Annotated in this window: 13 protein-coding genes; 5 read left to right on the forward strand and 8 right to left on the reverse strand. The window is 73.2% G+C overall.

All coding sequences use genetic code 11. The features are described 5' to 3' along the window. Positions 1-62 precede the first annotated feature (62 nt). From C2L59_RS22575 to pknB, 4 genes are all read right to left on the reverse strand, one after another. A complete protein-coding gene (locus C2L59_RS22575; protein ID WP_103351502.1) occupies positions 63-776 on the reverse strand; it encodes a hypothetical protein in 714 nt (237 codons plus the stop codon). A 138-nt stretch (positions 777-914) separates the two neighbouring features. Then, the gene (locus C2L59_RS22580) at positions 915-2,420 is read right to left on the reverse strand and encodes a flotillin family protein (protein ID WP_103351503.1); all 1,506 of its coding nucleotides are present in this window, start codon (positions 2,418-2,420) and stop codon (positions 915-917) included. 170 nt (positions 2,421-2,590) lie between these two features. Beyond that, positions 2,591-2,800, reverse strand: coding sequence for a hypothetical protein (locus C2L59_RS22585; protein WP_103351504.1), 210 nt, complete (start codon positions 2,798-2,800; stop codon positions 2,591-2,593). After that, the gene (gene pknB / locus C2L59_RS22590; RefSeq protein WP_103351505.1) at positions 2,797-4,800 is read right to left on the reverse strand and encodes a Stk1 family PASTA domain-containing Ser/Thr kinase; all 2,004 of its coding nucleotides are present in this window, start codon (positions 4,798-4,800) and stop codon (positions 2,797-2,799) included. The genes C2L59_RS22585 and pknB overlap by 4 nt, the downstream gene beginning before the upstream one ends. Before the next feature lie 103 nt (positions 4,801-4,903). Here pknB and C2L59_RS47535 point away from each other — a divergent pair, with 103 nt between their 5' ends. From C2L59_RS47535 to C2L59_RS22600, 3 genes are all read left to right on the forward strand, one after another. Beyond that, complete coding sequence (locus C2L59_RS47535; RefSeq protein WP_158263101.1) at positions 4,904-5,272, forward strand: Rv2175c family DNA-binding protein; 369 nt, start codon at positions 4,904-4,906, stop codon at positions 5,270-5,272. Between the two features lie 451 nt (positions 5,273-5,723). After that, on the forward strand, positions 5,724-6,140 hold the full coding sequence (locus tag C2L59_RS49140) for a hypothetical protein (protein WP_233223636.1): 417 nt from the start codon (positions 5,724-5,726) through the stop codon (positions 6,138-6,140). Between the two features lie 240 nt (positions 6,141-6,380). Next, the gene (locus C2L59_RS22600; RefSeq protein WP_103351507.1) at positions 6,381-6,902 is read left to right on the forward strand and encodes a CGNR zinc finger domain-containing protein; all 522 of its coding nucleotides are present in this window, start codon (positions 6,381-6,383) and stop codon (positions 6,900-6,902) included. Positions 6,903-6,904: 2 nt separating this feature from the next. Here C2L59_RS22600 and C2L59_RS22605 read toward each other — a convergent pair whose 3' ends face one another. The 4 genes from C2L59_RS22605 to merB all read right to left on the reverse strand — a co-directional run bounded on the left by C2L59_RS22605 (position 6,905) and on the right by merB (position 11,086). Further along, the gene (locus C2L59_RS22605) at positions 6,905-7,684 is read right to left on the reverse strand and encodes an LLM class F420-dependent oxidoreductase (RefSeq protein ID WP_103351508.1); all 780 of its coding nucleotides are present in this window, start codon (positions 7,682-7,684) and stop codon (positions 6,905-6,907) included. 86 nt (positions 7,685-7,770) lie between these two features. Then, positions 7,771-9,243 (reverse strand): phytoene desaturase family protein, encoded by a 1,473-nt coding sequence (gene crtI, locus C2L59_RS22610; protein WP_103351509.1) that lies wholly within the window; start codon positions 9,241-9,243, stop codon positions 7,771-7,773. 1 nt (position 9,244) lies between these two features. Next, positions 9,245-10,336 (reverse strand): polyprenyl synthetase family protein, encoded by a 1,092-nt coding sequence (locus C2L59_RS22615; RefSeq protein WP_103351510.1) that lies wholly within the window; start codon positions 10,334-10,336, stop codon positions 9,245-9,247. Positions 10,337-10,396: 60 nt separating this feature from the next. Beyond that, positions 10,397-11,086 (reverse strand): organomercurial lyase, encoded by a 690-nt coding sequence (merB, locus tag C2L59_RS22620; protein ID WP_103351511.1) that lies wholly within the window; start codon positions 11,084-11,086, stop codon positions 10,397-10,399. Positions 11,087-11,192: 106 nt separating this feature from the next. Here merB and C2L59_RS22625 point away from each other — a divergent pair, with 106 nt between their 5' ends. Together C2L59_RS22625 and C2L59_RS22630 are read left to right on the forward strand one after the other, a co-directional pair. Next, the gene (locus tag C2L59_RS22625) at positions 11,193-12,077 is read left to right on the forward strand and encodes a methylenetetrahydrofolate reductase (protein ID WP_103351512.1); all 885 of its coding nucleotides are present in this window, start codon (positions 11,193-11,195) and stop codon (positions 12,075-12,077) included. A 105-nt stretch (positions 12,078-12,182) separates the two neighbouring features. Then, positions 12,183-13,865 carry a DUF885 domain-containing protein gene (locus C2L59_RS22630; protein WP_199199201.1) on the forward strand — a complete coding sequence of 561 codons (1,683 nt, stop codon included), beginning with the start codon at positions 12,183-12,185 and terminating at the stop codon, positions 13,863-13,865. Positions 13,866-13,896 lie beyond the last annotated feature (31 nt).

The raw sequence follows: 13,896 nt of genomic DNA on the forward strand, positions 1-13,896 counted from the left end.
CTAACGAGCGACCCTGTTCAGCCATTCGATACACCCCGGGCCGCGGTGCCCGGGCTCACAGATCAAGAAGAAGATTCTTTCTCCGGCACCGGCCGGGGTGCTTCCGCCCGGTCCACGGGCGTCCCCCAATCGGGGGTGAGCGCGACCTGCTTGCCGACGCGGCGCACCGGCAGGCCGTTCACCTGCCGCTTGCCGAGGCCCGGCCAGATTTCCGCGGCGTCCTTCGCCGCGGCCCGGATCGCGCCGCCGTCCAGGGTCGTCCGGGTTTCCGGAATGTCCCGGTCGGTCCACTGCACGACCAGCTTCAGCGGGCCGGCCGACGGCAGCGGCCAGAGGAAGATCTCGTGGTCGACGGCGAACCGCGTGCCGCCCACCGGCTGCGCGCGCAGCACCGGAGCGTCCGGTTCGGACGCGGACGGCACCGAGATCGTCTCGGAGCTCGCCCGGCTGCCGTCGGCGAAGAGCACGCCGATCAGCAGCCCGTTGTAGTCGGGCTTGCGCCGGTGGTCGATCAGCCCCTCGGCGGGGTCGTCGACCAGGCTGTCCCGGGAGAACACCGTGACGCGCAGTGTCACGGCCTGCGGCCACACCTCGATGGCCCGCAGCGCGACCACCGTGCGCTCGGAGCGCCCCAGCGGCTGCGCCCACGGCAGCACCGCCGGGACGATGTATTCGCGCGGGGGATCGGTCCAGTGCCGTCCGTTGAACGCGTAAAGCTCCTGCTCCGGAACGGGGAACAGGGGACGCTCACGGGGACCGCCGGTGAAGAAGCTCATCGGACGGCCCGCGACGCACGGTCCGGCACCATGCGCCCACGGTAGGACAAGAGAGCGGGAATTTCCGCCCCCGAACGGGGGTACGGCCCCGGTGCCCCGTGATCCGGGACACAGGGGCCGTACACGCAGCGTGAGCGATCAGTCGCTGAGCTTCAGCTCGCCGTTGCGCCGGGCGGACTCGTCGAGCTCCTTCTCGGCCGGCTTGCCCATGGCGTCCATCAGCTGGCGGGCCAGGCCGAGACCGGTCCCGCCGAGCGACAGCGCCTTGGCGAACATGTCGGACATGCCGTCGGCGCCGTTGAGCACGACCATGTGGTCGACGTTGCCGAACGCGCTCGCGCCCGCCTCGACGATCTCCGGCCAGCGCTCGGCCAGCTGCTGCGCGACGACGGCTTCCTGGTTCTCCGCCAGCGCCGCCGCGCGCGCCTTGATCGCGTCCGCCTCGGCGAGCCCCTTCGCCCGGGCCGCCTCGGCTTCGGCGAGACCGCGCGCCTTCGCGGATTCGGCCTCCGCGAGACCACGGGCCTTGGCCGCGGCGGCCTCGGCCTCACCGGTCGCCCGGGTCGCGCCGGCCATCGCTTCGGCGCGGGCCTTCGTGGCCTGGGCCTCGGCGTCGGCGGCCGTCTTGACGCGGGTCGCGTCCGCCGCGGCCCGCAGCTCGGTCTCCTTCGCCTCGGCCTGCGCCTTGGCGATCGAGGCGTCACGGGCGGCGTCGGCCGCGGTCCGGGTGTCGTAGGCCTTCGCGTCGGCCGGCTTGCGGACCTGCGACTGCAGCCGCTGTTCGGCCAGCGCGGCCTCCAGTTCGGCGGCGCGCGTCTCCTGGACGACGACCTCCTGGCGCGCGGTCGCCTCGGCCAGCGGACCGGACTGCGACGCCTTCGCCCGCGCCTGGTCCACTTCGGCCTGGTAGCCGGCCTGCTGGATCTGGCTCTCCCGGACGGCGGCGGCCTTCTTCGCGGCGGAGACCTGCTCGACCTCGGCGGCCTCCTGGTCCCGCTGCGCCTCGGCGATCCGGGCGGACGCGGCGATCGCGGCGGCGTGCGGCTTGCCGAGGTTGTTGATGTAGCCCGATTCGTCGTCGATCTCCTGGATCTGCAGCGAGTCGACGATCAGCCCCAGTTTGATCATCTCGGTGGCCGAGGACTGCCGCACCTCGCCGGTGAGCGCGTCCCGGTTGTGGATCATCTCTTCGATGGTCAGCCCGCCGACGATCGAGCGCAGGTGGCCGGAGAAGAGCTCGTGGATCGTGTCGTTCATGCCTTTTTGCTGGTCCAGGAACCGGCGGGCGGCGTTGGCGATGGAGGCGTAGTCGTCCCCGACCTTGTAGATGACGACGGCCCGCACGGTGACCGGCAGCCCCTGCTTGGTGACGCAGGAGACCTGCAGGTTGACCCCGCGCGTGTCCAGCGAAAGCCGCCGCGCGGTCTGGAACCCGGGGATGACGTTCACCCCGCGGCCGGTGATGATCTTGAAGCCCAGGCTGTCCGCGGTCTCGGCGCGATCGACGCGCACCCCGAGCCCGGAGATGATCAACGCTTCGTTCGGTTCGGCCACTTTGTACAGCAACCGCAGGATCCCGAAGACGACGATCAGCACGCCGATGACGCCACCGGCCGAAACCAGCAGGATTTCGACGAGACTCATGGCACCGACCCCCTCGCTTTTCTGTTGTGGGTGTGTTGGTGCCTCTTCGACGCCGCCGGTGGCCCGCGGGTTGCCACCTTCGGTGTGAATTCGCAAGCGGCTTGCCGTCTGCGAATGTTCGGGTGGCCGGGGGCAGCGAGGCCGGGCGGAGAGCCCGATCCCGCCGGCCGTCAGCGGCGCAGCGGTTGCCACCGTTCGACGTAAACCGTCCGCGGCGGCTCGAAGTCCACCACCAGCACCTGCGTCCCCGACGTGAACGTCTCTTCCGGGTCGGCCGGGTACGCGTAGAACGCCTCCGTGCCGCCCCGGACGTTCAACAGCACCTCGCCGATGAGGCCGGGGCCGATCGTGCCCGTCACGCGGCCTCGGCTGCCGATCATCCCCCGAAGCCCTTCAGCTTGACCTTGCTGCCCTTCTGCACGAACGTGCCCGGTTGCGGGTCCTGCTGGAAGACGAAGTCGAACCCGCCGCCGTTGCCGTGGCCGCGGCCGCCGTCGCGGTCGGCCTTCAGGCCGGCCTGCTCCAGGAGCTTCTGGGCGTCGTCGAACGAGCGGAACCGGACGTCCGGCACCTGGACGGCGTTGTTGACGAACACGCCGATCCGCTTCGCCTTCGGCTGCGAGTTCGCCGCCGGGTCGGTGCGGGTGACCGCGCCGGCCGGGACGTCCTGCTTGAACTCTTCGCCCGCCTGGAACGGCTCGAACCCGGCCTGCTGCAGCAGCTGGAACGCCTCGTCCTTGGGCCGGCCGGTGACGTCCGGGACCGGCGGCAGCGGGATCGGGCCCTTCGACACGATGATCGTGACCTGGCCGCCGATGGTCAGCTGGCTGCCCGCCGACGGCGACGTGCGGATCACCGCGCCCTGCGGGACGTCGGGGTCGAAGTCGTCGGTGCCGCGGACCGGCGTCAGCTGGGCCGCCTTGATCGCCTGCTCGGCGTCGGGCAGCGCGGTGCCCGGCCGGACGTCCGGCACCGCCGGGCGGCCCTTCGACAGCACCACCGACACGTTCGCGTTCGGCGACAGCGTCGTGCCCTCCGCGGGGTCGGCGCGCAGCACCGTGTTCGACGGGACCGTGTTGTCGTACTCCTGGCTGAACTGCGGGTTCAGCTTCACCGCGCGCAGCGCGTCGCCGGCCGCGGCCTGGTTCAGCCCGACCAGGTGCGGCACGCGCGCGCTCTTGTCCCCGCCGGTGTCGGTGAGGATGAACGTGAACGCGCCGATCAGCCCGCCGAGCAGCAGCACCGCGGCGGCGATCACCAGGATCCGCTTGCGGTTGTCGACCGGCTCCTTCTCCGGCTCGGGCCGGCTCCGCCGCCGGGGCGGGGGCGGGGTGAGCACCGGGGGGACGGCGGCGTGGCTCAGCGCCTGCGTCGCGTTCGGGCGGTGCACCGGCATGGTCTTCTGCGTGTCCGGCACCTGCGGGATCCGCGGCAGCGTGCGCTCGGTGTCGGCGAGGTCGCCCTGGCCGCGGGACACCGGGATCGGCACGGTCACCGGCAGCAGCCCCAGCTGGGCGCGCACCGCGGTCAGCTCGGTCAGGAACTCCCCGGCGTCGGCCGGGCGCAGCTGCGGGTCCCGCCGCGTCGCGCGCACGACGAGGTCGTCGAGCGCCGGCGGCAGGTCCGGGCGCAGCTCGCTCGGGCGCGGCACGTCGTCGTTCACGTGCCGGTACGCCACCGAGATCGCCGTGTCGCCGGTGTAGGGCACCTGGCCGGTCAGCATCTCGTAGAGCAGGATCCCGGCCGAGTAGACGTCGCCGCGCGCGGACGCCGCGCCGGTGGCGACCTGCTCGGGGGAGAGGTAGGCGACGGTGCCGAGGATGACGCTCGAGCTGGTCGTGCCCGCGCTCGCCACCGCCCGCACCAGGCCGAAGTCGGCGACCTTCACCGCCCCGCCGGTGTGCTGCCCCACCCGCCCGATCAGCACGTTCTCCGGCTTGACGTCCCGGTGCACCAGCCCGGAGCGGTGCGCGGCGGCCAGCGCCGACAGCACCGGCTCGGCCACGCTCAGCGCCAGCGCGACGTCCAGCGGGCCGCGGTCGTCCAGCAGGTCGCGCAGGGTGCCGCCGTCGACCAGCTCCATCACCAGGAAGGCCAGCCCGGACTCCGCGCCCTGCGGCAGGTCGAAGCCCTGGTCGTGCACCGCCACGACGTGCGGGTGGTGCAGCTGCGCCGCGGACTGCGCCTCGCGCACGAACCGGTCGACGAACGACCGGTCGTCCGCGAACCGCGGGTCCATGATCTTGATCGCGACCGGACGGTCCAGCCGGGTGTCCGTCCCCCGATAGACGGAAGACATTCCGCCGTGGGCGAGCAGCCGGTCAACCCGGTAGCGCCGCTCCAGGAGCGTGCCGACCAGGCTGGGTTGGGTGCGTGTCACGAGTATGGATCGTACGGAATCGCACACGCCTCGTGGAGGAGACCTCGCGGGTCACCCGTGCGCAGTAGCGGGTGAGGGGACGGAATGTGGCACAGTGTCACCTGTGAGTGGGATTCCTGTCGCCGAAGACATCCTCGACACCGCCATCGCGGTCCTTCCGTTGGCGGAGGTGGCGACCGTCCTCGGGACCTCGGCCAACAAGGTCCGGCAGATGCTGCGCGACGGGCAGCTGATCGCGGTCCGGCGCCGCGGCGACCTGTGCGTGCCCAGCGACTTCTTCGTCTCCGGCGGCGTCGTCAAGGGCCTGACCGGCACGATCACCGTGCTCGCCGACTCCGGGTTCAGCCGCACGGAGATGCTGCGGTGGTTGTTCACCACCGACGACACGCTGCCGGGCAGCACGCCCATCAACGCGCTGCGCACCAGCCACGGCACCGAGGTCAAGCGGCGCGCCCAGGCCATGGCGTTCTGACCTGCGCAGACAGCTGAGCGCGGCGGCGAGCTGAACGGCCGCCGCGACGATCAGGCACGCCCGGAGCGACCACGCGGCCAGCGGACCGGCCAGCGCCGCGCCCGCGGCCAGCCCGGTGATCTTCACGCTCGCCGCCGTCGTGAACACCTGCGCCCGGACCTGCTCCGGCGCTTCGCGGTGGCGGATCGCGAACAACGCCGTGAGCTGCGGGCCTTCGGCGAATCCGGCCAGCACGGCCGCCACCACGACGCCGTGCCCGCCGGCGGCCACCAGGCAGCTCGCCGCCAGCAGAAGCGCGCTCAGCCAGACGGTCCGGTCGGGTGCCCACGGCAGCGGGCGCTTCGCGAGGACGGCGTTGGCGAGCAGGGACGCCACGGCCAGGACGGTCAGCAGCAGCGCGCCGTCAGCCGGGCCGCGCAGGTGCGCCGCGCCCAGCAGTGGGTAACACACGGTGACCATGCCGATCCCCGCGCACGAGATCGCCGAAGCACCGGTCGCCCGCCTCAGCGGCGCGTTGCGGACCAGGACCCGGAAGCCGTCCTTGAGGCGGGTCTTCTTCGGTTCCCGCCTCGGCAGCGTCCACGCCACCGGGGCCGCCACGGCGACCATCCCGACGGCGGCCACGAGCCCGGCCGGACCCCCGAGGAGCCCGGCGAGCCCCGGCCCGGCCAGGGCGGCGGCGGTGAACGTCATGGCGTCGAAGCGGCTGGCCGTCGGCAGCGCGGGCCCGGCGACGGCGGGCAGCTGGGCGGTCCAGCCGCCGGCGATGGCCGGGTTGAGCAGCCCGGCCGCGACGGCCACGGCGACGACGGCGCCGAGTGGCAGGTGCCCGAAGGCGGCCGCGACCAGGCCGATTCCGGCTGCGTAGCCGCCGAGGGCGAGGGCGAGCAGCCGTCCCGGAGCGGCGCTGCGGTCGAGCAGGGCGCCGAACAGGGGACCGCCGGCCGCGGCCGCCGCGGTGAGCCCGGCGAGCAACGCCGAACCGGCGTACGGGCTCACCGTCAGCCCGAGCAGCAGGAGCGCGGGCCCGGACAGTTCGTCGCCGGTCCGGGCGAGCGTGGCGCCGGCCAGGTAACGTCTTATCACGGACAAGACGTTACAATGGGGTATGTTTTATCCGCACCGGGATTCCGTGCAGCGCGCGGTGGACCTGCTGGCTGTGCTGCTGACTCCGGCCCCCGACCCGGCTGCGGTGGCCGGGGTGCTGCGCGACCACGGCGAACCGGACGCGTCCCTGTCCCCGGAAGACGTCGGCGAGCTGCGCGCGGCGGCGGTGGAACTGCGCGAGGTTTTCGCAGCGACTGACGTCGCTTCGGCGGCTTCGGTGCTCAACGCGTTGTTCGCGGCGTACGCGGGCCCACCGCGCCTGACGGACCACGAAGAGGGCTACGGCTGGCACCTGCACGCGGACGCGGCCGACGACGGGCCGTGGGGGCCGTGGCTGGTGACGTCGTCGGCGCTGGGGCTGGCGTCGCTGCTGGCGGAGCGCCAGGGGTTGCCGGGCGGGCTGTGCGCGTCACCGACGTGCGGCAGGCCGTTCGCGCACACGGGCGGCGGGAGCCCGCGGAGGTACTGCTCGCCCCGGTGCGCGACGCGCGAACGCGTCGCCGCGCACCGGGCGCGGAGCTGAACTCAGCCCTGGGTCTTCTCGCGCCAGGCGATCCACTTCTCGAGGGCGCCCAGGTCGTAGTCCGGGCCGCCCACGCCGACCGTGAACGTCGTGACGCCCAGCTCCAGCAGCTGCGGGCCCAGCTCGTCCGGCTCGCCCTGCACGCCGCACGAACGCTCGATCTCCGCCGGGTCGCGGCCGACGTCCGCGCAGTGCTGGTCGAGGATCTTCACCTTGCGGCCGACGACCTCCGGGTCGCCGAAGCCGTGCCAGATGTCGCCGTGCTTGGCCACCAGCTTCAGGGTCTTCTTCTCGCCGCCGCCGCCGATCAGGACCGGGATCTTGCGGGTCGGGGCCGGGTTCAGCTTCGCCAGCCGCGACTCGATGCGCGGCAGCGACTCCGCCAGGTCGTCGAGGCGGCCGCCGGCCGTGCCGAACTCGTAGCCGTACTCGTCGTAGTCCTTCTCGAACCAGCCCGAGCCGATGCCGAGGATGAGCCGGCCGCCGGAGATGTGGTCGACCGTGCGGGCCATGTCGGCCAGCAGCTCGGGGTTGCGGTAGCTGTTGCAGGTGACCAGCGCGCCGATCTCCACCCGGGACGTCGACTCCGCCCACGCGCCGAGCATCGTCCAGCACTCGAAGTGCATGCCGTCGGGGTCGCCGTACAACGGGTAGAAGTGGTCCCAGTTGAAGATGATGTCGGCCCCGAGGTCTTCGGCGGCCGACGCGGTGCGCCGGATGCTGTCGTAGTCGGCGTGCTGCGGCTGGAGCTGCAGGCCGATCCGGATGCGTCGTTCGGTCATGACCGCAGCCTACGACCGCTGCGGAACGTCCCGCGCGCCCAGACGGAAGCCGAAAGGGGTGGTGCCACCACCCGCCTCCGGTCCGGTCAGCGGGCGGTGATCCGCTCCGCCGCCAGCCGGCCGGAGATGAGCACCGGCGGAATGCCGACGCCGGGCGTCGTGCCGCTGCCGGCCAGCACGACGTTGCCCGCCGCGCGGACCAGGTTCGCCGGGCGGAACGGCCCCGTCTGGGTGAACGTGTGCGCCAGCGAGAACGGCGTTCCGGCGGTGAGCCCGCGCGCCGCCCAGTCCGCCGGGGTGATCGTCTCGTCGATGGTGAATTCGCCGCCGAAGCCGGTCAGCCCGCGGGCTTCCAGCGTGCGAAGCAGCTCTTCGCGGTACGGCCCGCGGACGCGGTCCCAGTCGATCGGCCCGCGGCGCAGGTTCGGCGCGGGGGCGAGCACCGAGACGATCTCGCCGCCGCGCCCGGCCAGCCCCGGGTCGGTCGCCGTCGGCCGGGTGACCAGCAACGACGGGTCGCTCATCAGCTTGCCGTCGCGGATGATCTCGGCGAAGGTCCGCTCCCAGGCGCCGCCGAAGAAGATCGTGTGGTGGCCGAGGTCCCACGCCTGCGAGGCCCGCCCGTGCAGGACCACGGCGGACGGCGAGTAGCGCAGCGGCAGCGGACGGCGGGGCCGCGCGCCGAGCAGCCGGTAGGCCGTGCCCAGCTCGGTGGCCAGCACGACGGCGTCGCACGCGATCCGCTCGCCCGAGCGCGTCCGGACCGCGCGGACACGCGAATTCACCCGCTCGAGCCAGGCGGCTTCGGTGCCGAACCGGACGTCCGCGCCCGCCCGCGTGGCGGCCCCGGTCATCGCCCGGCCGATCTCGCCCATCCCGCCTTCGGGGTAGTAGACGCCGCCGACGGTGTCCATGTACGCGATGACGCCGTACGCGCCGATCGCGCGGGCCGGGTCGAGTCCCGCGTAGAGCGCCTGGAACGTGAACAGCCGCCGGACCCGCTCGTCGCGCAGGTAGCGGGCGACGCGGGGGCCGAGCCGGCCGAAGCCGCCCAACGCGCCGAGCCGCGCCAGCTCGGGGCGGGCCAGCTCGAGCGGCGAGTCGAAGTTCGCCGCGAGGAAGTGGTCCTTCTGCACCGCGTACAGCTCGGTCAGCCAGCGCCGCAGCGCCCGGTAGCCCGCCGCCTCGCGGGCGCCGGCGAACGCGCGGATCTCGGCCTCCATCGCGTCCCCGTCCGTGCGGAGGGACAGCGAGCTGCCGTCGGCGAACCGCGCCCGGTACGCCGGGTCGAGCCGGGTCAGGCGCAGGTTCTTGGCCAAGGGCTCGCCGACCGCGGCGAACGCCTCTTCCAGCAGTTCCGGCATGGTCAGGACGCTGGCGCCGGTGTCCACGGCGTTGCCGTCGAAGCTCTGCTGCCCGGCCCGGCCGCCCGGGGTGCCCGCCTGCTCCAGGAGGGTGACGCGGCGCCCCGCGCCGAGCAGGTGCAGCGTCGCCGAAAGCCCGGCCAGGCCCGCGCCGATGACAACGACGTGGTCGGCCGGCCGGTCGATCGTCCGCACGTCAGTACGTCCGCTGGGTGGCCTTGACGACCAGCCCGGTCAGCGCGGCGGGCGCCGGCTCGGCCAGGCGCGCCCGGTCCAGCGCGGCCATCGCCGCCGTCGTCAGCTCGTCGATCCGGTGCTCGACCGCGTCGACCGCGCCGACCTGCTGCAACGCCATCCGCACGGTCTCGACACCCTCGTCGGACAGGTCCGCGTCGCCGATCGCGTCGGCGATCACCGTGGCCGCGGCCTGTTCGCCCTTCTCGGCCGCGAGCTGCAGGCCGAGCGCGACGAGCAGGGTGCGCTTGCCCTCACGCAGGTCGTCGCCGGCGGGCTTGCCGGTGACCGACGGGTCGCCGAACACGCCGAGCAGGTCGTCACGCAGCTGGAACGCGACACCGACCTCGCCGCCGAACTCCAGCAGCGTGGCGATCAGTTCGGGGGAGGCCCCGCCGAGCGCGGCGCCCAGGTGCAGCGGCCGCTGCACGGTGTAGGCGGCGGTCTTGAGCCGGTCGATCTTGAGCGCGGCCTCGACGGAGGCGTCGCCGGTGGCCTGCGTGCGGACGTCGAGGTACTGCCCGGCGAGCACCTCGGTGCGCATCGCGCGCCAGGCCGGGCGGGCCGCGGCCAGCGTCCCGGCCGGCAGCGGCGCATCGGCGAACATGTCGTCGGCCCAGGCCAGCGCCAGGTCGCCGACGAGCACCGCGGTGGCCAGGCCGAACGTCGCGGGCGAGCCGAGCCAGCCGCGGTCGGCGTGCAGCTTGGCGCCCGCGATGTGCACGGTCGGGTTGCCGCGGCGGGAGTCGGAGGAGTCGATCAGGTCGTCGTGGATCAGCGCGCACGCCTGGATCAGCTCGAGGCTGGCCACCGCCTGCAGGACACCCTCGGCGTCCGGGCCGGTGGGATCGCCGCCCGCGCCGCGCCAGCCCCACCAGGCGAACGTCGGGCGCAAGCGTTTGCCGCCACCGAGCACGAACCCGCGCAGCGCGTCGATCCCGGCGGCCACGGTCGGCTCGGTGCCGAGGATTTCGGAGCCCGCCCGATCGAGGAACCCGGTCAGCGCACGCTCGACGTGGACGGGCAGATCGGTGTCGGCGACGGGCGCGTTCATCCCGCCATCCTCGCCGAACCCGCGGGGGCGCGGGCCGCCGGGGCACCCGGATGTGGCGAATCAGACTCCGTGCGCGGGCGCCCAGAACGGCCCGGTCAGGCCCGCCTCGGCGAAGTAGGCGACGGCGTCGTCCGGTTCGCGCCGCCGGTAACCGCGCTCCAGCCGGCCCGCATACCAGCCGCGTGCGAGCCGCCAGAGCGTGCCGAGGTCCAGCACGGATCCCCGGGCCTGCCCGGTTTCCGCGAGCCAGGCGTCCACACAGGACTCGCAGCAGAAGAGGCGCTGGTGCGCGCACGCGTGCAGCACGTCGTCCCACATCCGCGCGGCGGGCACCAGGAAGTGCGCGACCTGCGTGCCCTCCGGGGGTCCGGCGCGGTCCACGACGAGGGCGTGCGGCTGCCCGCAGCCGGGGCAGCGGGTCGCGACGAGCACCTCCGGCTCGGCGTCGACCAGGTGCGGGATGGCGAACGAGTCCCACGCGCAGCCGCCCCACCACAGCGTGTGCGCGCCCATCACGGAGAAGCCGAGCGACTTCGCGGCGAACGGGTGGGCCAGGACGACGTGCTCGCACTCGTCGAGCACCAGGTGGTGGGCGCCGGCGAGGCGGTGCAGCGCCTGCTTCGCGACGGCCAGCGACCCGCCCGCGGCGTCGGCCAGCTCCGGCGCCGACGGCGCCCGGCCGTGGCGGGCGAAAGCGTGGTAAACCGCGAGGCGCACGTCCTCGTCCCAGCTCGCGTCGTCGTCCCGCATCGCTCACTCCCACGCCCAGTCTAGTCCTGGAGAGTGACTCGAATGACTGTCTCGCGACGCGGACGGGGGCTCCCGCATGCCGGGCGGCGGCCTTTAACATGCGGGTATGACGTCGGTGATCGAGCGGTTGCGAGGCGACGGGCCGAAGTTCTCCATCGAGTTCTTCCCGCCCCGGGACACGGCGGACGAGGCCGTCCTCTGGAAGGCGATCCGGGAGCTCGAGCCGTACGACCCGGCGTACATGTCGATCACCTACGGCGCCGGCGGCTCCAGCCGCGACGGCACGATCCGCAGCATCGCCCGCGTCGCGACCGAGACGACCCTGGTGCCGATGGCCCACCTGACCGCGGTCAACCACTCGGTCGCGGAGCTGCGCAACGTGATCGGCTGGTACGCCTCGGTCGGCGTCCGCAACATCCTGGCGCTGCGCGGCGACCCGCCGGGCGACGTCTACGGCGACTGGATCCCGCACCCGGACGGCCTGACCTACGCCGAAGAGCTGGTGCAGCTGGTCCGCGAGCTGGGTGACTTCTGCGTCGGCGTGTCGGCGTCGACCTACGGCCACCCCCGCTCGGCCGACCTCGAGACCGACACGAAGTACCTGGTCCGCAAGCTGCGCGCGGGCGCGGACTTCGCGATCGCGCAGCTGTTCCACGACGCCGAGGACTTCCTCCGGCTGCGCGACCGGGTGGCCGCGACCGGCTGCGACGTCCCGGTGCTGCCGGGCGTGATGCCGCTGACGACCATGCGGACGCTGCAGACGACGATCAAGCTGTCCGGCGCCCCGGCCCCGCGGAAGCTCCTGGACCGGCTCGAACCGCTGGCCGACGACCCCAAGGCGTTCCGCGCGGCGGGCATCGACGTGATCACCGAGCTGTGCGAGAAGCTGATCGCCGAGGGCGTGCCGAACCTGCACTTCTACACGTTCAACCGCTCCAAGGCGACGCGCGAGGTGATCGCCCGGCTGGGGCTCGTCCCCGCCCGTGCTTGAGGCGGTGACAACCGGGGCTTCGCCCCGGGCCGGGGGCCTCGCCACCCGGACCCCCGAACTGAAGTCCGTACCGCCCGGTCGGTGTGGCCAGGTACCGTGCGGCGCATGGCTTCTACTGCTCCCCGGGGCGTGCACGACATCTGTGACCGCTACGTCGACGAATACGTGGCCGCGGACCCGGTCGCGGCGACCGTCCACGGCATCAACGGTCACGACCACCAGCTGACCGACTACTCGGCCGACGGCTTCGCCGAGCGCGCCGGGATCGCCGCGCGGGCGCACGCCGCCGTCGCCGCCACCGAGCCGCGGGACACCGCCGAGCGGGCGGCGAAAGCCGTGTTCACCGAGCGCATCGGCCTGGAACTGGAGATCCACGAGGCCGGCCTGGACGTGGCGAGCCTCAACGTCATCGCCAGCCCGGTGCAGGAACTGCGGATGGCGTTCGACCTGATGCCCCTGGACACCGAGCAGGACTGGTCGGTCGTCTCGGCCCGCATCGGCGAGGTCCCCCAGGCGCTCGCGAACATCCGCGGCGGCCTGCTCTCGGCGGCCGACGCGGGGCGCGTGGCGGCGTTGCGGCAGGTCGCGAAGGTGGCGGAGCAGTGTGAGACGTGGGCGGGCCTGAAGGAGGAGAAGGGCTTCTTCACCGAGCTCGTCGGCGGCGCGGCTTCGCCGGCGTTGAAAGCCGACCTCGAGCACGGCGCCCGGGCCGCGGAGGAGGCGTTCGCGGAGTTCGCCGGGTTCCTGCGGGCCGAGCTGGCGCCGAAGGCCCCGGTCAAGGACGCCGTCGGCGAGGACGTCTACCGGCTGTGGTCGCGGTACTTCGTGGGCGCCGCGCTGGACCTGCGGGAGGCCTACGAGTGGGGCTGGGCGGAGTTCGCCCGGATCGAGGCCGAGATGCGCGCGGTGGCGAACCGGATCAAGCCGGGCGCTTCGCCGGCCGAGGCCGCGGCGGTCCTGGACGCCGACCCGCGCTACCGCGTCCGGGGGCGCGCGGAGTTCGAGGCGTGGATGCAGCGCCTGTCCGACGACGCGCTGAAGTTCCTGCGCGGCAAGCACTTCGAGATTTCCGACCGGGTGATGGCCCTGGAGTGCAAGATCGCCCCGCCGGGCGGCGGTGTGGGCGCGTACTACACGGCCCCGAGCGAGGACTTCGCCCGCCCGGGCCGCATGTGGTGGTCCCTCCCGGCGGGCCGCGACGAGTTCGTCACCTGGCGCGAAACCAGCACGGTGTACCACGAAGGAGCACCCGGCCACCACCTCCAGATCGCAACGGCGGTCGACCAGTCGGCGGGGCTGAACAAGTACCAGCGCCTGATGGCGTTCACGTCGGGCCACGCCGAGGGCTGGGCCCTGTACGCGGAGCGCCTGATGGAGGAACTGGGTTACCTGTCGGACGACGGCGACCTGCTGGGGATGCTGTCGGAGCAGCTGTTCCGCGCGGCCCGGGTCGTGGTGGACCTGGGCATGCACCTGGAGCTGGAGATCCCGGCGGGAACGGGCTTCCACGAGGGCTCGAGGTGGACGCCGGAGCTGGGCCTGGAGTTCATGCTGACCCGCACGATCACCGACCAGGCCCACGTCCGCGACGAGATCGACCGCTACCTGGGCTGGCCGGGCCAGGCCCCGGCGTACAAGATCGGCGAGCGCCTGTGGCTGGCGGCCAGGTCCGAGGCGCAGACCCGGGCGGGCGCCGGTTTCGACATCAAGCGGTTCCACACGGAGGCGCTGAAACTGGGCGGCATGGGACTGGACACGCTGCGGGAGCAGCTGGCCGGCCTGGACTGAGCGGTTCCGGGGCGGGGTCACCGAAAACCGG

It is taken from the genome of Amycolatopsis sp. CA-128772, assembly GCF_002904295.1.
GTDB lineage: Bacteria > Actinomycetota > Actinomycetes > Mycobacteriales > Pseudonocardiaceae > Amycolatopsis.